Genomic DNA, 24,041 nt, shown 5'->3' with positions numbered 1-24,041 from the left:
CCGGCCCCGAAGGCCAGTCGGAGGGCGATGCCGTGAAATAAAGCTGTTGAACTTGCAGCCGCAATGATCTCCGCCGCAATTATGTAGAAGATGGGGACGTTCCGAATTTGCGCCGCAGCGCGGCTTCAACCGCCGGCGGCACCAGTTCCTGGACTTGGCCGTTGAACTGGGCGATCTCCTTGACAATGCTGGAGCTTAAATACGAATATTTCGGATTCGTCATCATGAAGATCGTTTCGATGCCTTCGTCCAGGTGGCGGTTGGTGGATGCCATTTGCAACTCGTACTCGAAATCGGTGACGGAACGAATGCCCCGCACGCTTACCTGCGCGTTCCGGGATCGCATGTAACGGACGAGCAGGTCCCGGAAGCTGTCGATCTCGACGTTCGGGATGTCCTTGGTCACTTCCTGCAACAGCTCGGTCCGTTCTTGCACCGTGAACAGCGCGTTTTTCTTCGTGTTGTTCAACACCGCCACAATCAGCCGGTCAAACTGCTTTGCCGCCCGGCGAATGATGTCCAGATGGCCGAATGTCACCGGATCAAAGCTGCCGGGGTACACCGCGATCCGGCTTTGGCGTTCCCCTTCCGGTCTGGATGTTTTTGGCGCCATTTATGCCTCTCCTTCGTAACGATATATGGATAGAGCGACTTCGCCGTAGGTCGCATGGCGCCGCCGCCCGAACGCGCCGAACCGGTCTCCGTAATCGAAGCCCGATTCATGCTCCACCACGGCGGTGGCCCCGTCCGCGACCAGCCCCCTTGCCGCCAGATCGAGCAGCCGGTCCGCGCAATCCTTCATTATATAAGGGGGGTCCAAAAAAATCAGATCGAACTTCATTCCCCGGCGCTCCAACTGCCGGACCGCTTTGCCCGCGTCGTTGCGGTACACTTCCGCTTTTCCCGCAAGTCCTGTCGCTTCCAGGTTGTGGCGGATGACCGCCACGCTTTTGGGGTTCGCGTCGATGAACACCGCATGATCCGCGCCGCGGCTCAGCGCTTCGATCCCGAGACCGCCGGTTCCGGCAAAAAGGTCGAGCACCCGTCCCCCGTCGAAATACGGACCGATGATGCTGAACAGCGCTTCCTTCACCTTGTCCGTCGTCGGACGTGTCGAATGGCCCGGCACCGCCTTCAGCGGCCGTCCCCGGGCTTCTCCCGATATGACTCTCACGTTGCTATCCCTCGCACCTTCGCCCCGCCGCCATAAGCTCATTCGAGGCGCTGATGGTGCTATGTTACCACATTCCGCCGCGCCGCAAAAGATTGTGTATTTTCCTTCCGCACCGTCCGCAAAAAAATTTTCCCGCCCGCGCGTATATTTCCGTCCCGAACGGTCACAATGGTAGTACCGGCGCTTAACCGGCGCCGGGGACAACCGCGGAGAAGACTTACGTTTCCCCATAAGCTCTTCGTCCGGTTTCTCCTCTCCCATGAGGGCCTCGTCGCGAGACGGGGCTCGATTTTTTATTTATAAAAAACCGAATCCCCTTGATATTGCTGCATTTTTTAGCAAAGCATTCGTTCTTGAATCGCATAAAAAATCTGTTTAATTTTCTTCTTTGGCAGCCAATTGGTAGCCATTGTCAGAAAACATAAGAATCACCTCGCAGGCAAAAATAAAAAGCCCACCGGTTAGTAGACTAAAATGGTATAATCTTCTTACAACAGAATGGCTTGCAAGGGCGGTCGGCTAGTCTCCCGGAAGGGAGGTGATGCCCGTGGAAGTGTATCAGACCTTGACGCTGATGATTTCATTTGCGACATTGGTCGTTATGATTCTTTCATTCCACAAAAAGAAATAGACCGCCCTCGCCAAAGGTATGCGGTCTATTTCCACCCGTAATACCAACAAGCCTACCGCCCTTTAAAGCGGCTGTTGTCGGGGGAGTCGTGTTAGCAGCACGGCTCCCTTGATATTTTAAGCATAGCACAGCCGTTTTAAACGCGCAATCTGTAAACCATTACCTCGCTCTGCTAAAGCAGCCCAATTAATGTCGATTTGGAATCGTATATGAACCCAGGGCTAACTTTTATATAAGCAGTTGATAATATAACCAATTCATTATATAATCAAACGCGAATATAACCGTACATAAGCCTGAAAGGAGGGAGATCATTGGAAGCTGTGCCGCAATCCATTGCCGAAATGGCCGAAACCCTCAAGCTTCTCTCCGACAAGACGCGATTGACGATAATGGCTTTGCTTAAAGAGCGGGAGATGTGCGTCTGCGACATCGTCGAATTGCTGGAGACCACCCAGCCGAATATCAGTCAGCATTTAAAGAAATTAAAGACGGGCGGAATCGTGAATGAAACCCGTCGCAGCCAGTGGGTTTATTACTCCTTGAATATAGACGATAAGCCCTATCTTAAAGAAATTTTGGATCAACTTCCTTCCATGAAAGACCGCATTCAGTCGCTCGGATCCAACTCTTGCTGTTAACTTGGAGGTCGCATGCTCGCATTAGCCGCCGTCATCTTTCTCGTCACGCTCGTTTTCGTCATCTGGCAGCCTAAGGGGCTGGGGATTGGATGGTCCGCTTGCGGCGGCGCCGTCATCGCCCTCATTTGCGGAGTCGTTCATTTGCACGATGTCTGGGATGTGACCCGAATCGTCTGGAACGCTACGCTGGCGTTTGTAGCCATCATCTTGATCTCTTTGATCTTGGATGAGATCGGATTTTTTGAATGGGCTGCGCTGCATATGGCTCGTCTCGCGAAAGGAAACGGAACCTTCATGTTCGTCTGCGTCGTTCTTCTCGGAGCCGCGGTTGCTGCCTTCTTCGCGAACGACGGAGCCGCCTTAATCTTAACGCCGATCGTTCTCGCCATGGTGCGCGCGTTAAAGTTCGACGAACGCATGGTCCTGCCTTTTGTCATGGCAAGCGGATTTATCTCCGATACGGCATCGCTGCCGCTCGTTGTCAGCAACCTGGTGAACATCGTATCGTCGGATTTTTTCGGCATCGGGTTTGTCGAGTATGCGAACCGAATGATCGTGCCCACCTTCTTCTCGGTCGCAGCCAGTTTGCTTGTTCTGTACCTTTTCTACCGTCGAAGCATACCGAAGCATTATGACTTGGCGCAGTTGAAGAAGCCGGCCGAAGCGATTAAGGATATCCGTTTGTTCCGAATCTCATGGGTCATTTTGGCGGTCCTGCTTGCCGCTTACTTGACCAGCGGATGGATCGGCGTCCCGGTTTCGTTGATCGTAGGCACGGCTGCCATCGTGTTCTTGCTTCTGGCCGGGCAAAGCCGGGAAATCCGCGCTTGGAAGCTGGTCAAAGGCGCGCCCTGGTCCGTCGTCGTCTTCTCGATCGGCATGTACGTCGTCGTCTACGGGCTTCGGAATGTGGGGCTAACGGATGAACTTGGAAACGGATTGAAATGGGTTGGCGATCAAGGATTGTTCGTCGCAACCGTCGGTTCCGGCTTTATTGCCGCAATTCTCTCTTCGATCATGAACAATTTGCCGACTGTGATGATCGACGCCATAGCCATCCAAGATTCGAATCCGACGGGAATTCTTCGGGAAGCGTTCATCTACGCGAATGTCATCGGTTCCGATCTGGGGCCCAAAATCACCCCGATCGGTTCCTTGGCGACCCTGCTTTGGCTTCATGTATTGTCGGGCAAGGGCGTCAAGATCTCATGGGGAGCTTATTTCAAGACCGGAATCGCCCTGACGGTTCCCGTCCTGTTCGCGACGCTGACCGGGCTCTTCTTATGGCTCAAAGTTGTCGGTTAACCGAACCGTTAAAAAAACAACATTTTACGAAGGAGTCTCAACAGATGAGCAACAAACCGCTTGTTTATTTTCTGTGCACCGGGAATTCTTGCCGCAGTCAGATCGCAGAGGGCTTTCTGAAGGCTCTTGGCGGAGACAAATACGAAGTGAGAAGCGCAGGCCTCGAAGCGCATGGCTTGAATCCGCGTGCGGTGCAAGTCATGAAGGAAGCCGGCGTCGACATCAGCCATCACACATCCGACGTCATCGATCCGGAGATATTAAACCGCGCAACCTGCGTGATTACGCTGTGCGGCCATGCAGACGAGCATTGTCCGGCGATCATGAATCCTAACGCGGCCAAATGGCACTGGGGCTTTGACGATCCGGCGAAGGCGACCGGCACCGAAGAAGAGATCCTGGCGCAATTCCGCGCCGTACGCGACGCTATAAAATCCCGGATTGAGAAGTTTGTTCAAGAGGGACGATAACCATTTGCCCGCCTATTTCGCGGTTTATGAACAAGCCCGAGGAAGCGAACGACGGACGGACCGAACTGTCCGCTCCGTTCATCGTTTCCCCGTCAACGTTTGGCGCGCTTATGGAGCTTTTTCGGGATTTGCCGGATCAAGCGGTCTCTTTCGTCGTATACCAGTATGCACAACCCTTTGACGGAGCGGCGGGTAGCGAAAAAAAGCGCAGTCGCTTCGTCCCGCTTTATCGGCCCTCCGATTCTTTGGCCGTTGTAGCCAAGATAATATGTTTTCACTTTGTACCCTTAATAAAACCAATGAAACAATATAAGTCATATAACTAAATTCTAGCATGCCGTTTCGACATTTCCCGCAATTTCTTTTATCCGCACACGCCCCCTGCCCCGCTTTTTGTCGGACTTCGCCGTTTTTTTGTCGTCCCTTGCCGATCGGATTGCCCGTTATTCGCCAACTGCACTATGCCCGCTCCCGCCCGGTTGCCCCTTTCGCTTCGCTCCGGCATAAGCTGATTGGGCAAGATCGATCTGCCGAAAGGAGCGAGCAAGTATGCCCGATTACCGGATCATCGTCGATTTGTCGGATCGAAAGCTTTATTTGCTGGACGGGGACGTCGTCACCAGGGCGTTTCCCGTCGGCATCGGCCGAATGGTCACCATGACGCCTTCGGGGGAATATACGATCATCAACAAGCAAGCCCATCCCGGCGGCCCGTTTGGGGCGTTCTGGATGGGATTGTCGCGGCCGCATTACGGCATCCACGGCACCAACGATCCTTCTTCCATCGGTCATGAAGTATCGCACGGGTGCATCCGGATGCACAACGAAGACGTGCTGGCGCTTTCCGCTCTGGTGCCGATCGGCACGCGCGTCAGCATCCGCCCCTGATGCCGCCGGCTTCGGGAACGTGCGCCGCGTCGCCCGAAGCCGCGTTTTCGCATGCAAAAAAGAGCCGTTCCCGGGTGACTCTCCCTTCGGACGGCTCTTTCGCGTCGCTCGGCAAGATGGAATGATGCCTTGTTTATTCTTTCATCGGCCTGAGGATATCGCCTATATATTTGGCCATGCGCATGCTGATTTCCGCCCGCATCACTTCCCGGACGATCCCCAGCCGTTCCTGATAGCCCCGGCAGACGAAATGGTGGTACACGACCAGGTCCCCCATTTCCTCGTCGAGGATTTTAATTTTTCTCCTGCTTAGTTCCCGCCGCAACTCGTACATGTCCTTGTTGATCTTGTTCATCAGCACCTGCGTCGCGCCCAAATACAGCCGCTTTAGCAGATGGGACGAATGCTGAAGCTCATCCATGCATTTCTGCACCATCGTCATCATATAAGGAAGCAGCACATAGTCCCGGACCATGGTCAGCTCATCCGGACTGGGATGGCCCGACGGCTTCTCGTGCCGGGAATCGTATTGCTCCTGATGCTCGGGAAGCAGCATTTTGGACTGCCACCGCTCGTTGCCGTCGAGTTTGCTCACTTATAATGACCTCCTATCTGCTCGGCCCGCTCTCTCGCCACCCCGGAGGGCAGCAAGGAGGAGGCGCGCATAATCGCGTCGCTTCCGTACCGGTCCTTAATCTTGTCTGTGGCTTTTTCCAGGCTGTAGACCGCGCAACGATCCTCGAACAGTGTAAGCTGGAACGTGCGGTCGTCCGACAGTTCGGTCAAGGACACGCTCAGATGGCTGACGGGCAGGCCGCTCCAATGCTCGATGAACAACTTGCGGGCGGCGGCAGCCACCTCGTGCGTCAAAGAGCTGGGCTGCGGCAGCGTCATCTGACGGCTGAACCCCGACGTGCGGCTTCCGTCGGTCTCCGCCGCCGCAACCGACACGACGCGCCCCATGCAGCCGTGCCGCCTGCTGCGCCGGCACACCTCCACAACCAGCTCCAGCAGCACCACCTCGATGTCCTCGAGCCTGCCGTACAGGCGGCTTCTGAGCGCTTTGCCGTGGCTGATCGATTTCAGCTTGCCGCGCACGCCCGGCACGACAGGGCTCGGGTCGATGCCCCGAGCCGTCTGCCAGTAATATTCCGCCTGAATGTCGCTTTGCCTGCCCATCTCCCGGCGCATCCGCCGCTTGAATTCGTCGAGCGGAAGCCGCGCGATATCGCCGATCCGGTTCAGGCCCATCCGCATGAAGTGCTTCGTCATCCGCGAGCCCACCATGAACATCTGGTGAACGGGCAAGGGCCACAGATCCGGCTCCAGCCGGTCGAAAGAGAGGGTGAAAATGCCGTCCGGCCGCTTCTTGGCGAAGTTGTCCGTGGCCATCTTGGCCAATATCTTCGTCGGACCGATGCCTACACGCGACCATACGCCTGTCGTCAGGAGAATGCTCCTCTGGATGCTGCGGGCGATCTCTTCGGCTTCGCCGTACTGCATGACCGAGCCGGTTACGTCCAGAAACTGCTCGTCGATGCTGTAGGGCTCCACCTGTTCGGTAAACGATTCGTAAATCTCGGTCATGAGCAGGGAAATGGAAAGGTACGTCTGCATCCTCGGGCGGATCACAACCAGTTCGGGGCACTTGGCCAGCGCCTCGCCCACCCGCTCCGCCGTCGTCACGCCGCGGGCCTTGGCGACCGGGCAGGCGGCCAGAATAATGCCCGACTTGCGGGCCGGATCGCCAACCGCGACCGGCTTGCCGCTCAACTCCGGACGCCCCGCCTTCTCGATCGACGCGTAAAACGACTGGGCGTCGACCAGAAAAATGATCCGTTCAGCAGACATGCCCGCCCACCGGCGCCTGCGCCAAAATCCCGTCCGCATGAAAGGTCCGGAACGCTCTCCTGCCGTAATCGTAAGCCCGCACCCGGCCGCCTTGCACCGAGCGCACGGCGATCAGGCGCTGGGTAATGGCCCCTTTGCGGTCCACGTATATGATCTCCACCGTTCGCCCGATCCATTTCTCCATCGACACGCTCATCGCTCCTATCCGCCATCTGATCCGGGAACGTTTGTTCTCATTCTAATACGAACAATTGTTCCCTTTCAATGAACAATATATTCCTGTTGACGGGATGGGTTGCACACAAAGTTTGAAGCCCGAAGCGCCCTCCCCATAGACGATCCGCTTGGCCAGTCCCGCGCCTGCGTTGCGCCCCGGCCCCAATTGTGCTATCAATGAAAGGAGCGGACCGTAACGGTCCAGAATACGCGCACAAGCGAGGGGAACCCGAAACGTCATGAGAACAGCGGATCAAATCAAACGCAAGTACAACGAGCTGGCTGTCCGCAAGCGGCAGCTGGAAGAGGCGGCGAACGCGGACGGAGGCGAGGCTTCCGCTTCCGCCCGGGAGATGATCGCCCGGCTGGAAGAGCAAATGCTGCTGCTCGAATGGGTGCTGAACGAGCCGGTCGGAAGCTACCATGTTTAATCTTTATTCGCATCTGTTCGCATCGCATCCGCGAAGCCATTTCGCCCCGGCGCCGGATTCGTCGGCGAACAACGCAAAAAGCCCGTCGTAAACGGGCTTTCGGGGCGCTAGTTCGCCAGATTCCACTCCTCGTGGATTTTGGGAACGTCGGAAATGAGCTGCTGCGTGTACCGGTGCTTCGGGTTTAGAATGACATCCTCGGCAGGGCCGCTTTCCACAATCCTCCCTTTCTCCATAATGTACAGCGTATCGCTCACGTAGTAGGCGAGGCCGACGTCATGCGTAATGAAAATAATCGTCATGTTGTTTTCCTTCCGCAGCTTCAGCAGCATATCGAGGATCGTCGATCTCGAACAGGCGTCGATCATGGACGTCGGTTCGTCCGCAATCAGGATTTTGGGATGCAGCATGAAAATCCGCGCGATCATGAGCCGCTGCATCTGTCCGCCGGAAAGCTCGAACGGATATTTGTTGTGCAGTTCCTCGAACTTCAGATTGACGAAGGAGCAGGCTTCTTTCATTTTCCGAAACTGTTCTTCCTTCGTCAGCTTGAGCCCCTGCAGCTTCATGCAATCGGTCAGCAGCTTCTCCACTTTGTGAAATACGTTGAACGACGAGAACGGATCCTGGAAAATCGCCTGTATGTCTTTCCAGTACTTCTTCCGGTCCGCATGGCTTTTCAGCTGCCTCGGTTTTCCTCTGTACCGGACCTCGCCGCTCGTTTCTTTCAGCAGTCCCATGAGCATTTTCGCCAACGTCGTTTTGCCGCTTCCACTCTCGCCGACGATCGAGACGATCTCGCCTTCGTGGAAGGAGAAGCTGACATCCTGAACGGCCGTCTTCTTATGTTTCCCGTACCCGAAAACCTTCGTGATGTTCGTGCCGCTCAGCAGCACGTCAGCGTTCTTCACTCGCATACCACTCCTTTAAGGTGCCGGGCCCGAAGATGCACCTGTAAACGCGCTCGCCCGCCGTGCGGTTATCGATCTTCCCGTGCCTGCACGCGTCCGCGGCGTAGGTGCACCGGTCCGCGAACCGGCAGCCGTCAATGGCCATCTTCAAATTCGGCGGCGCTCCGGGAATGGCGGCCAGCTTGTGCGCTTTCATGCCTTCTTCCGGAACGATAATGGAGCCCATCAGCCGCTTCGTATACGGGTGATACGGGTCGAAGATCATCTGGCGCGCCGTGCCCCGCTCCACGATTTCGCCGGCGTACATGACCATAATGTCGTCGGCGACGTGATAGAGCAGCGGCAGCTCGTGGGTGATGAAGATCAGCGACTTGATGAACTTCTTCCCGATTAATTCCTTGAGCAGTTTGATCACCGCTTTTTGCGAGGTGACGTCAAGCGCCGAGGTCGGTTCGTCCGCAACCAGCACGTTCGGATTCAGAATCGTCGAAATGGCGATCACGGTCCGCTGCTTCATCCCCCCCGACAGCTCGTTCGGGTAGGCGTTCAGGACGTCGGGCGAAAGATGCAGCGTCCGAAAACGCTCGGCAGCCATTTCCCGAACCTGGCTTTTCGTCAGCTCGGGGCGATGCTCCTTCATGATATCCTCGATAAAATGAAGGATCTTCAGCGTCGGATTGAGCGCGTTCATCGCCGCCTGCGGAATATAGGCGATTTCCCGGCCCAAAATCCGCTTCCTTAGCTGCTCCTTGCTCAGCTGCATGATGTCGATGCCGCCAATCATGATCGACCCGCTGCTATAGTAAAGCGGCGGAAAATAAAATCCCATGAGGCTTAAAGCGAGCGTCGACTTCCCGCAGCCGGATTCGCCGGCGATTCCGAGCGTCTTTCCTTCCTCAAGCGCAAAGCTGACGCCGTCCACGGCATGAACCTTTTCTTTCAGACGGGTTTTGTAGTAGGTCTTCAGTTCCTTGACTTCCAGAACGGTTCGGCGGGCGGCGGGAACATCGCTTTGGGCAATCTCCAGCATGTTTGGGCTCATGCGCTAGCTCCTTATCTTCGGATTGAAAATCTCGTCCATTCCCGTATTCATCATATAGAGGGAGAACGTGATCACGGCAATGGCAAAAGCGGCCGGAATGAAGGCCCACCAAGCGCCGGAGACCGGAGCCTCGAAAACGAGCGCCCAGTTCATCATGATCCCGAGCGATATCGTATTGTAAGGTCCGAGCCCCAGCATCGAAATCGACGCCTCGGCCAATATGCCGGAAGCGACCTGGAGGATAAACGCCATGACGACGTAAGAAGCGATATAAGGAAGAATCTCGAAGGCGATAATTCTCGGCGTGCTGTGCCCGGAAATTTTCGCGAGGTTCACGTGGTCGCGGTTGCGCAACGATACCGTTTGCGCCCGTACCGCCCGCGCCGTCCACGGCCAGCTGGTCAGCCCGATGATGAGCGCCACGACAAGCGAGCTTCGGGAATTGACGCTGACGGAGACGAGAATCAGAATTATAAAAGAAGGAATGACGATAAACATGTTCGTAACCGCCGTCAGGACGTTATCGATCCATCCCCCGACATAGCCCGAAGCGAGACCGATGATAAGACCGATCGCGGTGGCGCACAGGCCGGCGATAAGGCCGACCGCGACGGAAGTCCGGATTCCGTACACGAGTTCCAGAAACAAGTCCCTGCCGAAATTGTCGGAGCCCAGCGGCAAGCCGGAACCGGGAGGCTGAAAGGCAAGCGCCTTCATCTCGAACGGGTCGCTCTTATTGACGAGCGGATAAATCACGACGAGCGCGAGCATGAGCAGCGTCGCAATCGCGCCGATCAGAAATTTGGGCGATTTCAGCAAGATGCGGACGGAATGCGTCATCTCAGTTTTCCTCCATTTGAGCCGCCTTGATCCTCGGATCGACGATGCCGTATATCATCTCGATCGTAAAGTTGGCCAGCAGCACGGTCAGCGCAATCAGCAAGGTGCAGCCGGAGATCAGCGGGTAATCGAGCTGGCGAATGGCCGTAAACAGCCACGTGCCGATGCCCGGATAACTGAAGACGATCTCGCAGATCAGCGACCCGCCGACCATCGTGCCGAGCGACAAGGCCAGTCCCGTGATCTGGGGCAGCATGGCGTTCTTGAATACGTACCTGGCGACGCGGGAGTCCCGAATGCCGAGCAATTTGCTGTAGAGCACATAATCGGCGTTCAATTCGTAAATCGACATCTCCCTCATCCCGATCGCCTGGCCGCCGATCGTCACGAGCACGATGGAAAGAAAGGGCAGCGTATGGTGTCTGATGACGGAACCGATAAATTCGAGACTGAAATGCGGCGCCATCTGAAAGTCGTAGCCGCCGGAAATCGGAAACCATTTCAGCGTAATCCCGAACAAGTACAGCATCATAATCGCCAGCGTGAAAAAAGGAATCGAGTTGATGAACAAAGCGGCGGGAAACAGCACTTTATCGAAAAGGCCTTTGCGGTACGCCGCCACGGCGCCGAGCACGTTGCCGAGAATCCAGCCGACCAGAATGGCGGGAAGCTGCAGTCCGACCGTCCAAGGGACGGCCGAAGCCAAAATATCCGACACCTTGCGCGGATACAAACCGAACGAAGTGCCCAAATCGCCCATGAAGAGATGCTTCAAATAAATCCCGAACTGGACGATAAGCGGCTTGTCGATCCCGAATTCTTTCATGAAGTTTTCGTATACTTTCTTGATCGAGTCGCTGTCCGTCATGCCCTGCGAGACCTGGGAAGCGATCGTGCTGACCGGGTTGCCTTCAATCAGCCGCGGCAGCAGGAAATTGAGCACAAGCGCGACAAGCAGCGTAGCCAGATACCATCCCGATTTCTTTACAAAATATTTCGTGTAGGCATTCAAGCGTTCCGCACCCCCGCGCTAGTTCGTGATTTTGTACAGCGCTTTGATGCCGGCTCCGTCCATTGCGATTTGCGGCGGGATGTTGCTGCCGTCGCCGTCGACCGGGAACCCTTTCCATACCGATTCGTTGACCGTATAGAACACCCACGGACGGTACATGAGCGGGATGGAAGGAACGTCCTGCAGCCAAATTTTCGTCAGCTCCGTGTACAGCGCCTTGGCTTCCTCATCGGTTGCGGTCGGAATTTGGTCGATGATTTCGTCCGCTCTGTCGTTTTTATAGCGGCCCCAGTTCCAGAACGCCATTTCCCCGATCGGGGCGACGCCTTTCGAGTACATGATCGTTCTTGCTCGGCTCCAAGGGTTGGCAGGCGTGACGCTGCCGGCCGGCGTATTCATGATGATGTCGAATTTGCCCGTCTGCAGATCGTTGTTCCATACCGGAGCTTCCGGGAATTTCGTTCGGATTTCGATGCCGATCGCCTTCGCGCTTTGCGCGACGATTTCCAGCGCGGCGTTCCAGTCGGACCAGCCGTAAGGGCATTCGATATCGTACGGCCCCAGCCGCTGGCCGTTCAGCACGCGAATGCCGTCTTTGCCTTTCTTGGCGCCGATGCTGTCCAGCAGTTCGTTCGCCGCCTTGACATCGGTCGTCCACTGCAGCGGCCGAATCGCATCCTGGTCGACGAATTTGGATTCCGCCGGCGTATCCAGCGTCAAGGACGGCTTCATGTCGGCGGAATAGCCGCTCATCGCGAGCTGCGAAATTTTCTTGTAGTCGATCGCCATCGCGATCGCTTTCCGGACGTCCGCGTTGTCAAGCCCTTTCTTCGACAGATTGAAGAAGATGGACGGCATCGAGCCCGGCAAATAGTACGGCGCGTCCTTCAAATACGTTTTGACCGGCGCTCCGCTCTCCCACATTTTCCATACCTGAGGCGTAAACTGCTGCGACACGTCCACTTGGCCGTTCTTGAACGCCAGGTCTCCGGCCGCGTTGTCCTTGTAGATGACATGGGTGATGTACTTCGGTGCGGGAAGCTTGCCGAACAGCGATTGGCCCCAATAATTGTCGTCGCGGATGAGCGTGATCTTCTGGTCGTTGTAAAAATAGATTTTATACGGTCCGGTGCCGACCGGGTCCGCATTGAATTCTTTGCGGATGGCAGCTAGGTCGTTGCCCGCTTTCTTCTCGATTTCTTCCCAAATGTGCTTCGGCAGCATCGGGATCAGCTCGATGCTTTCCGTCACGGTCAGCTTGTTGGGGTTATCCGGCTTTAGCGTAATGGTGACCGCATGAGGGCCGTCCGCCACGACGTCTTGGATATAATCCCAGTAGCTGGTCCAGTTAATCTCATATTTCTGGCCGAGCTTATACGTGTACACCACGTCGTCGGACGTAAACGGCTGGCCGTCGCTCCATTTGGCGTACTTGTTGAGCTCGATTTTCAGCGTTTTGTCGTCGGTCCACGTATAAGAGCTGCCGAGCAGCGGTTCCAGCTTGCCGTCGATCATATTGATCATGAACAGCGTTTCGTAAATCAGTTCCCGCGAGTTTCCGTAGTTGATCGGAAAAGCCGGGTTGCCGCTGAGCAAGTTGAAGTTGGTCGGGGCGCCCCATTGCAGGCCGTTGATATAAAGGGTTTCATTCCGGGGCGTTTCCTTCGCGTTGTCCGCTAAGGCCCCCTGACCGGTATCGCCCGCAGCCGCGCCGATTCCCGACGGATTCGCCGTGCCGCTGCCGGTGGATGGATTGTCCGTTTGCGCATTCGTCTGCGACAGCGATTCTTGCGAGTTCGAACATGCGGCCAAAAGCGAAAAGGTCATCAGCAAACCGACAAGCACAGCCGTAGCCGCTTTCATTTTCATGCTTCCCGCTCCCCCCTATGCGCTTTCGCGTTTCCCTTCCCAAACGAAAGTAAACGCTTTCAAAAATGAGTATAAAATGGCGCCCCGGCACCGTAAATCCCTGTACTTTTGTGATTATATCCATTTTTTTGCGATCGCCGTCAGGGCTGTTCTACGGCGAGGCTGTAGGTGTCCTGGATTTGCCGCGCCAACGTTTCGGGCGTCAGCTTCGAACCCGGCGTCAGGAGCTCCTGCAGCCCTTTGTTGAGAGACTGAACGACTTCGGGCGGCAACCGCACGTCGTATACGGGCGTCATGTCCGCCTTCTCCAGCAGGTCCAAATATTCCTCGAACAGCGCGGAAGAGCGGCTTCTGTCGTAGCTTGTCGCCAGCGATGCGGAGATATCGCCCCGCTCCGCCGCCATATTCGCCGCCGTTTCGCCAGTCAACAGCTTCACAAGTTGAACCGCCGCTTCCAGCTTCGCTCCCGTCAAATTCGCATTGAGCGCAAGCGCCCATCCGGAGCCGCCGGATACCGCTTCCGCCCTTCCTTTTCCGCCGGTCACGGCAGGCAGGACGGCCAGATGCGTACGGTCCAGAATCGGCTTCGGCGCATCGGCCACGACAGATGAGACCGCCCAGCCGCCCTCGAGGAACATGGCCGCCTTGCCGACATAATAGGCCGTCCGCTGCTGGATATTGTCGAGGCTGTTGAGGTTGGCGTTGAACGCCCCGATGTCGGAAAGCCGTTTGACGGCCGCCAGCGCGTCGACAAACGGCTTGTCCGTAAACTTCGCGCCGCTGTTGTCTTCGATGGATGCAAACCACTCCGTTCCGGTAAACCGGTCTCCGAGCGTGCTGAGCAAGCAGGAGACGGCCACCCACTGGTCTTTATTCCCCATCGCAATCGGCGTAATGCCCATCGCCTTGATCTTCTCCACCGCATCGACGAAGGCGTCAAATGTCGCAGGAAAAGCGTCGTAACCGGCACGTTTGAAGATCTCCCCGTTGTAATACACGATGGACGTCGCCGTCATCTGCATCGGAACGCCGGCGAGCGCGCCTCCGATCCGAAAATCGTCGAAGGCTTCCGGGCGAAATCCCCGTTTCCATGCCGGATCCTTCGCCAGCAAATCGTCAACGGGCATAATGAGTTTGTTTTCCAGAAACATTTCGGCATCCGATCCGAGCATCATAAACACGTCCGGCAGCACGTTTCCGGCGGCCAGCGTTTTGATTTTCGTCTTGAGCAAGGCGTTGTCGAGGATATCCTCGGAAATTTCGATCTCCGGATTCTCTTGCTTGAACCGCTCGATCAGCGTCCGATGAACGACATCCACGGCCGCCGTCGACGTCGTCGTCCATGAATCCGTCAGCGTAAGCGTAATTTGGGAACCCGGACCGGCTCCGAAGCTGTGGTTCGCGGTTGCAACATTCCGGAAATCATGCGGACCGCCGCAGCCGGACAAAGCCGATGCCGCGGCGAGCAAGGCGCAAAGAAGCGTTGCGGCGATTTTTCTCATACGGTTCCCCCGTTTCCGTTTCCGCCGGAAAACCGGTCTTGCCGGTTTCGGTAGTCCCGCGGAGAACAGCCGGCATACGTTCTGAAGATCAGCGAAAAATATTTATAATCCCGATAACCGACTTTTTCCGCGATTTCATAGGTTTTAAGCCAGGTGTCCGCCAATAGCCGCTTCGCCTCTTCCACTCTGATCCGGTTCAGCCATTTCATGAACGTAACCCCCATCTCTTCCTTGAACACTTTGCTCAAATGGGCCGGCGTCACGCACACGTGGTCGGCCGCTTCGCGAAGTCCGATCGGTTCGCCGTAATGGCTCAAGACGTACCGGATCGCCTCTTTCACCAGCTTGGATTGGGCCTTCGCTTGTTCGGACGCCACAGCAATCGTTTTTCCCGCTTCGCTGCAGGCCTTGCGCCGAATGGCGTTGGCCGCTTCTTCATAACAGCCGGCAATGGCCGAAAGGCGGCGTACCGGCTGCCCGGTGTAGATCGATACGGGCAATTTCAAATATTGCAGGAGGTTCGAGCGGATCTCTTCGCAGACGGCCTGTATCGACGTTCCCGGCTGAAGATTGATCAGGCCGATCAGCGTTCCGGGCTCCCCGAAGCTGACAAATCCCGGAAAACGGGAGACCAGCGTTTCTTCCGTAATGTTGAGAAAGGCGAACGCGAGAGCTTCGTATTCCTTCCTGGACAGGCGCTGCGCATGAAGCCAATCGCCATCCGCTTTCACGACAATCACTTGGTAAGCCGGTCCCGTAAGTTGGATCTGCAGCGTTCCGGCCTTTTCGAGAATGTCTCCGGCATCCGATTGTCGATCGATCAGGCTGTTCATCAGCTTCGATTTCATGAAGGGCAAATGTTCGTTGAACAGCTTGTTCTTGATGAGTTCTTCCTGCTTGGCGAGCCGCTTGCTCCGCTCCCGGTCGCGGAACCCGGAAAGGAGCTCGACCAGTTTCTCGGCGATGACCGGCTTGAGCAAATAATGGCGGATGCCGATCGACATCGCTTCCTTGGCATACTGAAAATCTTCATATCCGCTCAGCAGAACCATCTCGATGTCCGGATATTCGCTTTTTACCGTTCTTGCCAGCTCGATTCCCGACATGACGGGCATCCGGATGTCCGTTAAGATCAGATCAACGGGATGCTGTTGCAGTTTGTCCAACGCCTCTTTGCCGTTTCGGGCCTCTGCCGCGATCGCGATGCCGTGCTCGGACCAGTCGATGGAAGTCATGATGCCTTTGCGCACGATGATTTCGTCGTCTACAACCATCACTTTATACATCCTTCATCGTTCCTTTCTCAAAGGGTTGCCGGATGGTCACGGTCGTCCCTTCGCCAGGCACGCTTTCGAATGTGACGCCGTACCGGGCGCCGTAATTGAGCTTGAGCCGGTCATGAATGTTTTTCAGCCCGAGCCCTTGATGCTCAGAGGCCGGCCGGTCCAGCACCGCCTGAACGGCCGCCGCGTCGGCGCCGGCTCCGTCGTCGCTCACCCGATAGACAAGGTCGTTCCCTTCCCGGAAAATGCGGATCTCGATCCGGCCGCTGCTGCCCTTTGGCTCGATGCCGTGGCGGATCGCATTTTCCACGACCGGCTGCAGCACCATCTTGGTCACTTTGCAGCCCGATGTTTCCGGCTCGACGGCAATCGCAAACGCAATCGTTTCTTCGTAGCGTTTTTGCTGGATCAGGATGTAATGCCGAAGGTGTTCGACCTCTTTTTCGACCGTCGTAAACCGGCTTCCGCTGTTCAGTCCGATCCGGAACAGTTGGGACAGGGCGCTCACCATGACCGACGTCTCGAAAGCCTTCTCCATCCTGCTCATCCAATAAATAAGATCGAGCGTATTGTAGAGAAAATGGGGATTGATCTGCTCCTCGAGCGCTTTTAATTCCGCCTCCTTCTGCTTGATCTTGGACACGTGCACTTCATTGATCAATGCATTCAGCCGGTGCGACATGCGGTTGAAGCTTCGGGCGAGCAGGGCGATTTCGTCGTTTCCCCGCACCTTCATCTCCATATGGAATTGTTCCCGCTCCACATGCTTCATCAGCACGCGGAATTGCTTGAGCGGTTCCAGCACTCTCGCGGCAAATAGAAGGATAAAACCGAAGCAGACGGCAAGGCTGGCTAAGATCGAATAGAAGGTGACCCTTTTAATGACGTTGCCGGGCTTCGAAATCCGTTCGTACGGCGTCAATTCGACGATGTGCCAATTTTGCGTTTCCATCCGGTAGAAAATCCCAAGGTACTTCCGTCCGTCGATGCTCGTGTTGAAAAAGCCCTCCGTCCGGCCGTCCATGCCCGAATGCATCCGAAACGGTTCGATCCGTCTTCCGACCTCATCGGCTGAAAGCGCCGACAGAATGACCTTCTCCTGATCGATCAGGTAAAAGAGGCTCCGGTCCTGCATTTTCGTTCGGTACAGTTCCCTGACGCTGCTCTCGAGCACGTTGATTTTCAATATGCCGAGGGACCGGCTGATATGATGGATATCCCGAATGTCGCGAATCATGGAAATCACGTTCACTTCTTTGTTCTGCACGAACACGCTGTCGAAATACCAGCTCTCTTTGCCTCTTAACGCTTTCGCTTGAAGCAGCCTGTCGTCCGGGACCAGATTCACCGCCCCCCTGTTGTCGATCCCCGTTTCGCTTCGATCCTGGATGTAAATGGAGTAAATATACTTCTTATTGAAGGCCTGGTCGTTGAGAATGGAAAGAATCCGCGCGTAATATTGCTGTTTGGATTCAGGGCTCGGAGCCGTAAGATAGGCGGCCACCTCGCGGTTTTGAATCAAATTTAACGAAATGGTGTTGACATCGTTGATGATCATATCCAGAGTGTTGGAAATTTGTTTCGCGTTGACCAGATTCAGCTCGATGGCTTGATTGCGGACGACCTTGACCGCTTCGAAATACGAAAACCCGCTCACAATCAGAATGGGAAACACCGTGAGGACAATGGAGAAGAGCATGACTTTGGTACGGATGCTGATAAAACGTTTTTTTCTCACGTTCCGACACCGCCGCTATTTGGGATCGTCTTGGCCCGCCCGTTCCCGGATGTAAGCGCATACTATTCTTTGTTTTATGTTCGCCGCAGAACGTTTCGACTCCTTCGCAAACGGGCTTGGGGTTCGCCCATTGGACAGAGATTTGGATAATACTCCTGTCCAAGAATCGCGTTGTACTGAAAAGAACATGCGCTTCCGCGCGGAGCTTCAGCATAGCCGTTATTGCGGGACTGAGCGAAAGCGGCATCATACCGCTTGGAAGAAAGTTCGTTCATCGCAACCGCGGCCATACAGCAGCCGATGAGCAACCGCAGCCTATGCGTCTATATCCCCATTGTGAAACTATATAGCAACTTGATAGCAACTCGGCTACGCGTATAGGCTGCGTGGCTACATTGGAAAAATCCAACCGAACACACCGTTCAGGCGCCGGAAGCCGGTCTATGTTGGATATATCCAGTCATTTGGCCCGCAGAAGCCGAATCCGCAAGGCTCTCGGGCCCTTTCATTGGAGAAAATCCACCATACGTTCCGGTAAGTGGCGAAAGGAGCCGGTATCCTGTACAAAATCCAATATAGCCGCCGTTCAGGGCCATGAGAGGTACTGGACGGTCTACTTGGCGGCTGAGCACCGCGGCTCGGGGCGGCCCCCTCCAAGCGGAACTCCCATTGCGAACGGGCTTTAACGCGTGGATGCCCCATCTTTTCAAGCTGAACGGCAGCGCGGGTTCGCTCGTTGATCAGAAAGGAACCCAGCGAAGACGGTTCAGAAGCCATCCCGAACATGACCTTCAAATAACGGAAACCAAATAGGGGATGTTAAGGTATCCGTCGCCAAGAAAAAAACGCCCCGAAGGGCGTCGAAACAGACATAAGCCAAGCCCGCGCCAACCCGCTAGCCGATCCCGTAAAACCGCTTGGCGTTCGCCGCCAGCCGCTCGGCCGTATCCTTCTCGCCAAGCCCGCGAATCGAGGCGATTTCGCGCGCGACGGCGAGCACCATCTCCGGCACGGTCTCCCGCCCCGAGAACGGACCTTCGAACGGCCACGGGCCGTCCGTCTCGGTCATCAGCAGCTCCAGCGGCACGTTCGCCGCAAGCTCGCGAATCTCCGGTTCGTACAGCACGTCCGGCGTTATCGAAATCATATACCGATTGGCGGCGATCCGGCGGACGGCAGCCTCGCTCCCTTTGAACCAGTGGAAGTGCGCGCGCCTTACCCGGTACCGCTCCAGCAGGTCGAGCGCCTTGTCGGCATCCTCGTACACCGCGTGCAGCGCGATCGGCCGGTCCAGCTCGGCCGCCAGCTTGACGAACGCTTCCAGCTGCGCAAGATAGGGCGCTTCGTCGAACGGCTCGCCGGAAGCTTCCGCTTCCGTGCGCATATAATACGGCAGCCCCACTTCCCCGATGGCAAACGGCTCGTGCTTACGCTTCCGAATCCAGGCGAGCATCCGGTCCAGCTCCTCCGCCTTCAGCGGCGGCTGCTCGGGATGATGGCCGTAAGCCGGGAGAATGAGGCCGGGATAACGCGACGCCAACTCCCCGAGAACGGCAAACGATGGAAATCCCATCGAGACGGCGACCATGCCTTCCACGCCGGCGCTTGCCGCCCGGCCGACGAGCGGCAAGCGCCGGTCGTCCGGATATTGGTCGAGATGAATATGGGCGTCAACGGCCATGAGCGGCACCCTCCCCCAACATCGCCAGCACCCGTTCCTTCAATTCGACGAACGCGGGGTCCTTCCACACGCCGACCCGGCGGGGCCGCGGGAACGGAACCGCAAGCTCGGCCAGCACGCGGGCCGGAGCCGGAGACAGCACGTAAATCCGATCCGACAGCGTCAAGGCTTCCTCGATGCTGTGCGTGACGAACAGCACCGAGCGGCGCTCCGCCTCCCACAACTGCAGCAGCCACGCTTGCATATCGGCTCTCGTCAGCGCGTCGAGGGCGGCGAACGGCTCGTCCAGACACATGATATCGCGGGGCATCAGCAGCGCGCGCAAAAACGACACCCGCTGCTGCATGCCGCCGGACAGCACGTGCGGATATTGCTTCGCCACGGCGCCGAGACCGATCCGCTCCAGCCATCGGCTTGCAAGCGTTTCGGCCTCCTTCGCGGGAACGCCGGCGGACGCCAGCGCCGAGGAGATGTTGGCCGCAACCGACATCCACGGAAACAGCGACGCTTGCTGCGGCATGTAGCTGATCAGCCCGCGGCGGCCGGTCGCCAGCTCTCCGCCGATATAGATTTGCCCCTCGTCGGGACGTTCCACGCCGCCGATCAGCCGGAACAGCGTCGTTTTGCCGCTGCCGGAAGGGCCGATCAGCGTCACGAACTCGCCTTCCCGCACCGTCAGCGAAATGCGGTCGAGCACGGGATGCCGCTGCTTGCCGCGCGCGTAGCTCTTGCTGACGCCGTCGAGCCTAAGCTTCACTTCCTGCTCCCCGTTCATGCCGCTTTGCCTCCTTTTTCCTCGGACCGCGGCGGACGCCAGCGGATCACCAGCCGTTCCAGCAGCGCGGCGATGCCGTAAAACAGCAGCGACAGCGCGACAATGCAGATGATGGCGGAAAATACGCCGGCGGTATCGTAGCCGTTCTTCTTCAGGACGAGATAATGGCCGATGCCTTCGCTGCCGCCCAGCCATTCCGCCACGATCGCCGACGAGATGCTGTAGGTTGCCGTGATTTTCAGGCCGGAAAAGAAATACGGCAGCGAGGCGGGCAGCTCCAGCCGGCGAAGCACTTCCCAGCGCTTCGCGCCGATCATGGCCAGATATTCGCGCAAGTGCGGTTCGGCCTGCCCGAGTCCGGCCAGCATCGACCAAGCGACCGGAAAATAACAGACGAGCACCAGCAGGATGAGCTTGGGCAAAATCCCGAAGCCGAACCACAGCATCAGCAGCGGGCCGAGCGCGATTAACGGAATGTTCTGCGTGATGATGATGACGGGCGATAAGGCCGTCCGCACTCCCGGAATGAGATGAAACAAAATCGCCGACACAACGCCGAAGCCGACGCCCAGCCCGATCCCCTTCAACGCCAGCGTCAGCGTGGCCGCGGACTGCTCCGCGAGCCGGGCGGCGTCCGTCCCCATTCGCTCCGCGATGTCCAGCGGGCTCGGCAGCATCCACGGATCGATCGCAAACAGCGAGCAGGACGCCTGCCAGACAAGCGCAAGACCAAAAAGCGTCGCGACCGGAAGCAGGACGGAGCGGTACGATTTATTGGCCATCCGGATATTTCTGCAGCAGCCGAGCCATGGAGGCGCCATCCTCCCGGTCGACCAGCAGTTTGATTTGGGAGAGGACGGACGGGCTGCCGAGTTCGAACATCGCGGCGTTCATTTGCTTGACGATGTCGAGCAGCGTGTCCAGATCGCCCTCCATCGTCGTTTCCAGCGGTCCGACCCGGTACGGGACGCCGGAGGCTTTGATGATTTCGATCGCCCTGTCCACATAAGGATAAACGTCCGTATCTTCCGGTTTCGTCTTCGGCAAAATTTGGATGCTTAGCAGCGCTTGCGCCATGATGGTTCCCTCCGTTAGCGGCGCGGGCAGGCGCTTCGAACGCGCGTTGCCCGCCGCCTGTTTTGTTCAAAGCTTATTGCACCGCAGCGGGTTCTCCGCCGCTCGTCTTCCGACGCTCGTCCTCCGCCGTGTCCGGCCTCCGTACGGCCTTGTACGGCTCGCCGTTATTTCGGCAAAAATTCGTTCGTAAACATCGCGTCGATGTCGAGATCTTTCGTCAGAATGCCGTGCTCCTTCAAAAACTCGGTATACCCGGCCCATACTTCCCGCTTCTGCTCGCCCCAGCGGGGAGCGTCGTCCTGGTATTTGTCCGCGAGCCATTTCTGGCTGGCCTTGACCAGATCCGCGTTCAAATCCGGCACGGCTTTCAGCAAAATGTCCGCCGCCTCGTCCGGATGCTCGATCGCGTACCGGTATCCTTCGGACGCCCCTTCCACAAACGCGCGCACGACATCCGGCTGCTCCTTGATCATGTCTTCGTTCGTTTCCAGCAGCGGCGTGTAATAATCGAGCTTCTTATTAAAATCGGACAGGTAAACCATGTTGATCGGGATGCCGCGCAGCTCGGCTTCAATGCCGGTCCAGCCATAGAAAATCCATTCGAAGTCGATATCCTTTTTCACCGCTGTGAAGAAGTCGGCCATGCCCGCGTTGACGAACTTGACCTTGCTCACGTCGGCGCCCTGCGCCTTCATCATCGAGCCGATGACTGCTTCCTCCGCGGGCGAGCCCCAGCCGCCGTACGTGTGGCCTTCGAAATCTTTCGGTTCCTTGATATTCTTCTCTTTCAGCGAAGCGAAGCCCGACGTGTTGTGCTGAATGATGGCGGCCAGCGAGACGAGCGGAATGCCCTGCTGCCGCGCCATCGTCAAGCCCTCCTGCGCCCCGACGCCGAATTCGGCTTCGCCGCTGGCCACCATTTGATCCGCGCCGCTTTCCGGCGGCTGCACGATCTCCACCTTCAGCCCGCGTTTCTCCCATAGCCCTTGGGCGGCGGCCACATACAGTCCCGTATGGTTCGTGTTCGGCGTCCAGTCGAGCACCACCTTCACTTCCTTAAGCGGGGCGGACGAAGCCGAAGACGAGGGAGCGGGCGAAGCGGAGCCGTTCCCCTCTCCGCCGCCGTTGCCGCCGCAGCCCCCCAGCAACAGCAGCGCCGCCGCCGCGGCGATCCCCTTTGTTTTCCAGCTTGTCCACATTCCTTGCCAGCGCATGACCATCTCTCCGTTTCCTCTCTTTTCCGTTGGGCGTTACCGGACAACATAAAAAACCGCCCCCCGATACCGGAGGGCGAGCTGATGTCTATCCAAACGCATATCGATCGAATGCGTTCGCGGCCACCTTCCTACGCTGGAATTATCCAGATCAGGTTTACCGGTCGAAAGCGGACTCAGCTTTCCTCTCAGCATAGTTCCCTAAGCTCCCGGGGCGGTATGCGGTTGTCCGAAAAACGAATCCATGCTCTTTGAATATACCGCGTAAACACCTTCCCGTCAATTGAAAGCGGAACATTGAAAGCGGGATAACGCCGCAAGACGGAATCGCAGCGCCAGCCTGCCGTTCACCGCTATTGCGCAGGCAGGACTGGCTTCGATCCGGAATTCCGAGTAGGATAAACATAACGATTCCATTCGACGTTCCTGCAAGGAGGAAAAAGGGACATGTGCGGAAGATATACGATCACGGTAACGCTGGAGGAGCTGATCGCGCGGTATAGGGCCGATCACGTCGCCGTCCCGTTTCACGCCCCCCGCTACAACGTGGCGCCGGGGCAGCTCGTGCCCGCCGTCGTCAACGACGGAAAGGCCAACCGGCTGGGCGTTTTGAAGTGGGGGCTTGTGCCGCCGTGGGCCGACGATGCCAAAATCGGCAGCCGGATGATCAACGCGCGGGCCGAGACGCTGACCGAGCGTCCCGCCTTTCGCGGCGCCATTCGGAGAAAACGTTGCCTGCTGCCGGCCGACGGCTTTTACGAATGGAAGGCTTCGGCCGGGCAGAAACGTCCTTACCGCATTCGGCTGCGCAGCGGCGAGCTGTTCAGCATGGCAGGCTTGTACGAGACGTGGACGTCTCCGGACGGGGACGTTCTGCATACGTGCGCCGTCGTGACGACCGCTCCCAACCGGCTCATGGCGGACATTCACGACCGGATGCCGGTCATCCTGCGGAAGGAAGACGAAAGCTTATGGCTGGACCGGCGGGTGCAGAACCCGGCCGAGCTTCGCCGGCTCTTCGTTCCGTTTCCGGAAGACGAGATGGAAGCCTACGAAGTCGACGGGCGGGTCGGCAATCCCGCAAACGACGATCCGCTCTGCATCGAACGGAAAGCTACCTGAACATCGACCACAGCTTGATCAGATGCAGCGTATTTTGGGGATCGATTTTTTGGCTCAAAATAAAGTTGACGATCTGCTCTTCCTGCACATGAGTGAGCGGTTCGTTCAAAATTTTGGCGGCCGCCTTGACCAAACGCGCGACTTTGAGCCGGTCCTGCAGGTCGTATTTGTTCAGGCCCTCGATCAGCCGTTTGATTTTATCTCTCGTGACCGGATTTTTCATTTTGAACTTGATGCGTTCCACCAGTTCGGGCTTGATGCCGAACTTTTGCCAGCTGGCCATCCGTTCTCACGTCCTTTCGGCATTCTTGACTATCTTATGCCAAACGTCCGGCGAGGATGACCGCACCGGGCAAAAAACGCTCCGC

26 protein-coding genes and 1 riboswitch are annotated in these 24,041 nt (G+C 57.0%); of the genes, 7 read left to right on the top strand and 19 right to left on the bottom strand.

Annotated features, from left to right (window positions below):
• Positions 1-79: 79 nt before the first annotated feature.
• Together coaD and rsmD are read right to left on the bottom strand one after the other, a co-directional pair.
• Entirely contained in the window at positions 80-613 is a 534-nt protein-coding gene (gene coaD, locus F560_RS0100310; protein ID WP_019003691.1) for a pantetheine-phosphate adenylyltransferase, read from the bottom strand.
• Entirely contained in the window at positions 614-1,174 is a 561-nt protein-coding gene (gene rsmD / locus F560_RS22115) for a 16S rRNA (guanine(966)-N(2))-methyltransferase RsmD (protein ID WP_019003690.1), read from the bottom strand.
• A 541-nt stretch (positions 1,175-1,715) separates the two neighbouring features.
• Here rsmD and F560_RS26545 point away from each other — a divergent pair.
• The 5 genes from F560_RS26545 (at position 1,716) to F560_RS0100275 (ending at position 5,109) form a co-directional block, all read left to right on the top strand.
• A complete protein-coding gene (locus F560_RS26545) occupies positions 1,716-1,805 on the top strand; it encodes a putative holin-like toxin (protein WP_019003689.1) in 90 nt (29 codons plus the stop codon).
• Positions 1,806-2,149: 344 nt separating this feature from the next.
• Complete coding sequence (locus F560_RS0100295; protein ID WP_033395598.1) at positions 2,150-2,446, top strand: ArsR/SmtB family transcription factor; 297 nt, start codon at positions 2,150-2,152, stop codon at positions 2,444-2,446.
• Positions 2,447-2,458: 12 nt separating this feature from the next.
• On the top strand, positions 2,459-3,751 hold the full coding sequence (locus tag F560_RS0100290) for an arsenic transporter (RefSeq protein ID WP_019003687.1): 1,293 nt from the start codon (positions 2,459-2,461) through the stop codon (positions 3,749-3,751).
• Between the two features lie 44 nt (positions 3,752-3,795).
• Entirely contained in the window at positions 3,796-4,221 is a 426-nt protein-coding gene (gene arsC, locus F560_RS0100285) for an arsenate reductase (thioredoxin) (RefSeq protein WP_019003686.1), read from the top strand.
• A 549-nt stretch (positions 4,222-4,770) separates the two neighbouring features.
• Positions 4,771-5,109, top strand: a complete 339-nt coding sequence (locus tag F560_RS0100275) for a L,D-transpeptidase (protein WP_019003684.1) — start codon at positions 4,771-4,773, stop codon at positions 5,107-5,109.
• Between the two features lie 133 nt (positions 5,110-5,242).
• Here the strand turns inward: F560_RS0100275 and F560_RS0100265 are convergent, their stop codons facing one another.
• The 3 genes from F560_RS0100265 to F560_RS22110 are packed head-to-tail and all read right to left on the bottom strand — an operon-like array spanning position 5,243 to position 7,156.
• Complete coding sequence (locus F560_RS0100265; protein WP_019003682.1) at positions 5,243-5,704, bottom strand: YhjD family protein; 462 nt, start codon at positions 5,702-5,704, stop codon at positions 5,243-5,245.
• The gene (locus F560_RS0100260; RefSeq protein WP_019003681.1) at positions 5,701-6,960 is read right to left on the bottom strand and encodes a DNA polymerase IV; all 1,260 of its coding nucleotides are present in this window, start codon (positions 6,958-6,960) and stop codon (positions 5,701-5,703) included. The genes F560_RS0100265 and F560_RS0100260 overlap by 4 nt, the downstream gene beginning before the upstream one ends.
• Positions 6,950-7,156, bottom strand: a complete 207-nt coding sequence (locus F560_RS22110; protein ID WP_019003680.1) for a hypothetical protein — start codon at positions 7,154-7,156, stop codon at positions 6,950-6,952. The genes F560_RS0100260 and F560_RS22110 overlap by 11 nt, the downstream gene beginning before the upstream one ends.
• Before the next feature lie 259 nt (positions 7,157-7,415).
• Between F560_RS22110 and F560_RS0100250 the strand changes: the two genes are divergently transcribed.
• Positions 7,416-7,607 (top strand): hypothetical protein, encoded by a 192-nt coding sequence (locus tag F560_RS0100250; protein WP_019003679.1) that lies wholly within the window; start codon positions 7,416-7,418, stop codon positions 7,605-7,607.
• Positions 7,608-7,714: 107 nt separating this feature from the next.
• Here F560_RS0100250 and F560_RS0100240 read toward each other — a convergent pair whose 3' ends face one another.
• The 13 genes from F560_RS0100240 to F560_RS0100180 form a co-directional block, all read right to left on the bottom strand.
• A complete protein-coding gene (locus F560_RS0100240) occupies positions 7,715-8,518 on the bottom strand; it encodes an ABC transporter ATP-binding protein (protein WP_019003677.1) in 804 nt (267 codons plus the stop codon).
• A complete protein-coding gene (locus F560_RS0100235) occupies positions 8,505-9,560 on the bottom strand; it encodes an ABC transporter ATP-binding protein (RefSeq protein ID WP_019003676.1) in 1,056 nt (351 codons plus the stop codon). Before F560_RS0100235 ends, F560_RS0100240 begins: the two co-directional genes overlap by 14 nt.
• A gap of 3 nt (positions 9,561-9,563) precedes the next feature.
• A complete protein-coding gene (locus F560_RS0100230) occupies positions 9,564-10,400 on the bottom strand; it encodes an ABC transporter permease (RefSeq protein ID WP_019003675.1) in 837 nt (278 codons plus the stop codon).
• A 1-nt stretch (position 10,401) separates the two neighbouring features.
• The gene (locus F560_RS0100225; protein WP_019003674.1) at positions 10,402-11,412 is read right to left on the bottom strand and encodes an ABC transporter permease; all 1,011 of its coding nucleotides are present in this window, start codon (positions 11,410-11,412) and stop codon (positions 10,402-10,404) included.
• A gap of 18 nt (positions 11,413-11,430) precedes the next feature.
• On the bottom strand, positions 11,431-13,281 hold the full coding sequence (locus F560_RS0100220; RefSeq protein ID WP_019003673.1) for an ABC transporter substrate-binding protein: 1,851 nt from the start codon (positions 13,279-13,281) through the stop codon (positions 11,431-11,433).
• Between the two features lie 140 nt (positions 13,282-13,421).
• Positions 13,422-14,783: an extracellular solute-binding protein gene (locus F560_RS0100215; RefSeq protein WP_019003672.1), complete on the bottom strand. Its 1,362-nt coding sequence runs from the start codon at positions 14,781-14,783 to the stop codon at positions 13,422-13,424.
• A complete protein-coding gene (locus F560_RS0100210) occupies positions 14,780-16,069 on the bottom strand; it encodes a response regulator (RefSeq protein ID WP_156828845.1) in 1,290 nt (429 codons plus the stop codon). The genes F560_RS0100215 and F560_RS0100210 overlap by 4 nt, the downstream gene beginning before the upstream one ends.
• On the bottom strand, positions 16,062-17,804 hold the full coding sequence (locus F560_RS0100205) for a sensor histidine kinase (protein WP_019003670.1): 1,743 nt from the start codon (positions 17,802-17,804) through the stop codon (positions 16,062-16,064). The genes F560_RS0100210 and F560_RS0100205 overlap by 8 nt, the downstream gene beginning before the upstream one ends.
• An 895-nt stretch (positions 17,805-18,699) precedes the next feature.
• On the bottom strand, positions 18,700-19,485 hold the full coding sequence (locus tag F560_RS0100200) for a TatD family hydrolase (protein ID WP_019003669.1): 786 nt from the start codon (positions 19,483-19,485) through the stop codon (positions 18,700-18,702).
• A complete protein-coding gene (locus F560_RS0100195; protein ID WP_019003668.1) occupies positions 19,475-20,260 on the bottom strand; it encodes an ABC transporter ATP-binding protein in 786 nt (261 codons plus the stop codon). Before F560_RS0100195 ends, F560_RS0100200 begins: the two co-directional genes overlap by 11 nt.
• Positions 20,257-21,042 (bottom strand): ABC transporter permease, encoded by a 786-nt coding sequence (locus F560_RS0100190; protein ID WP_019003667.1) that lies wholly within the window; start codon positions 21,040-21,042, stop codon positions 20,257-20,259. The genes F560_RS0100195 and F560_RS0100190 overlap by 4 nt, the downstream gene beginning before the upstream one ends.
• On the bottom strand, positions 21,032-21,337 hold the full coding sequence (locus tag F560_RS0100185; RefSeq protein ID WP_019003666.1) for a thiamine-binding protein: 306 nt from the start codon (positions 21,335-21,337) through the stop codon (positions 21,032-21,034). Before F560_RS0100185 ends, F560_RS0100190 begins: the two co-directional genes overlap by 11 nt.
• A 164-nt stretch (positions 21,338-21,501) precedes the next feature.
• Positions 21,502-22,557 (bottom strand): ABC transporter substrate-binding protein, encoded by a 1,056-nt coding sequence (locus F560_RS0100180; protein WP_019003665.1) that lies wholly within the window; start codon positions 22,555-22,557, stop codon positions 21,502-21,504.
• Positions 22,558-22,662: 105 nt separating this feature from the next.
• Positions 22,663-22,774: riboswitch (TPP riboswitch) on the bottom strand.
• Positions 22,775-22,998: 224 nt separating this feature from the next.
• Between F560_RS0100180 and F560_RS0100175 the strand changes: the two genes are divergently transcribed.
• Complete coding sequence (locus tag F560_RS0100175; protein ID WP_019003664.1) at positions 22,999-23,673, top strand: SOS response-associated peptidase; 675 nt, start codon at positions 22,999-23,001, stop codon at positions 23,671-23,673.
• Here the strand turns inward: F560_RS0100175 and F560_RS0100170 are convergent.
• Positions 23,666-23,956 carry a stage VI sporulation protein F gene (locus F560_RS0100170; RefSeq protein ID WP_019003663.1) on the bottom strand — a complete coding sequence of 97 codons (291 nt, stop codon included), beginning with the start codon at positions 23,954-23,956 and terminating at the stop codon, positions 23,666-23,668. The two genes, F560_RS0100175 and F560_RS0100170, sit on opposite strands and share 8 nt — an antisense overlap.
• Between the last annotated feature and the right edge of the window lie 85 nt (positions 23,957-24,041).

The organism is Cohnella laeviribosi DSM 21336, assembly GCF_000378425.1.
In the GTDB taxonomy this organism is placed as follows: domain Bacteria; phylum Bacillota; class Bacilli; order Paenibacillales; family Paenibacillaceae; genus Cohnella; species Cohnella laeviribosi.
Note: the sequence above shows the minus strand (reverse complement) of the source record. Positions and strands in the feature narration are given on the sequence as shown.

Coding starts and splice junctions, on each gene's coding strand:
- F560_RS0100175 (WP_019003664.1), top strand. CDS start 22,999: ATGTGCGGAAGATATACGATCACGGTAACGCTGGAGGAGCTGATCGCG.
- F560_RS26545 (WP_019003689.1), top strand. CDS start 1,716: ATGCCCGTGGAAGTGTATCAGACCTTGACGCTGATGATTTCATTTGCG.
- F560_RS0100250 (WP_019003679.1), top strand. CDS start 7,416: ATGAGAACAGCGGATCAAATCAAACGCAAGTACAACGAGCTGGCTGTC.
- F560_RS0100180 (WP_019003665.1), bottom strand. CDS start 22,557: ATGGTCATGCGCTGGCAAGGAATGTGGACAAGCTGGAAAACAAAGGGG.
- F560_RS0100170 (WP_019003663.1), bottom strand. CDS start 23,956: ATGGCCAGCTGGCAAAAGTTCGGCATCAAGCCCGAACTGGTGGAACGC.
- F560_RS0100200 (WP_019003669.1), bottom strand. CDS start 19,485: ATGGCCGTTGACGCCCATATTCATCTCGACCAATATCCGGACGACCGG.
- F560_RS0100195 (WP_019003668.1), bottom strand. CDS start 20,260: ATGAACGGGGAGCAGGAAGTGAAGCTTAGGCTCGACGGCGTCAGCAAG.
- coaD (WP_019003691.1), bottom strand. CDS start 613: ATGGCGCCAAAAACATCCAGACCGGAAGGGGAACGCCAAAGCCGGATC.
- F560_RS22110 (WP_019003680.1), bottom strand. CDS start 7,156: ATGAGCGTGTCGATGGAGAAATGGATCGGGCGAACGGTGGAGATCATA.
- F560_RS0100290 (WP_019003687.1), top strand. CDS start 2,459: ATGCTCGCATTAGCCGCCGTCATCTTTCTCGTCACGCTCGTTTTCGTC.
- F560_RS0100230 (WP_019003675.1), bottom strand. CDS start 10,400: ATGACGCATTCCGTCCGCATCTTGCTGAAATCGCCCAAATTTCTGATC.
- F560_RS0100295 (WP_033395598.1), top strand. CDS start 2,150: ATGGCCGAAACCCTCAAGCTTCTCTCCGACAAGACGCGATTGACGATA.
- F560_RS0100210 (WP_156828845.1), bottom strand. CDS start 16,069: ATGTATAAAGTGATGGTTGTAGACGACGAAATCATCGTGCGCAAAGGC.
- F560_RS0100235 (WP_019003676.1), bottom strand. CDS start 9,560: ATGAGCCCAAACATGCTGGAGATTGCCCAAAGCGATGTTCCCGCCGCC.
- arsC (WP_019003686.1), top strand. CDS start 3,796: ATGAGCAACAAACCGCTTGTTTATTTTCTGTGCACCGGGAATTCTTGC.
- F560_RS0100190 (WP_019003667.1), bottom strand. CDS start 21,042: ATGGCCAATAAATCGTACCGCTCCGTCCTGCTTCCGGTCGCGACGCTT.
- F560_RS0100185 (WP_019003666.1), bottom strand. CDS start 21,337: ATGGCGCAAGCGCTGCTAAGCATCCAAATTTTGCCGAAGACGAAACCG.
- F560_RS0100215 (WP_019003672.1), bottom strand. CDS start 14,783: ATGAGAAAAATCGCCGCAACGCTTCTTTGCGCCTTGCTCGCCGCGGCA.
- F560_RS0100275 (WP_019003684.1), top strand. CDS start 4,771: ATGCCCGATTACCGGATCATCGTCGATTTGTCGGATCGAAAGCTTTAT.
- F560_RS0100220 (WP_019003673.1), bottom strand. CDS start 13,281: ATGAAAATGAAAGCGGCTACGGCTGTGCTTGTCGGTTTGCTGATGACC.
- F560_RS0100260 (WP_019003681.1), bottom strand. CDS start 6,960: ATGTCTGCTGAACGGATCATTTTTCTGGTCGACGCCCAGTCGTTTTAC.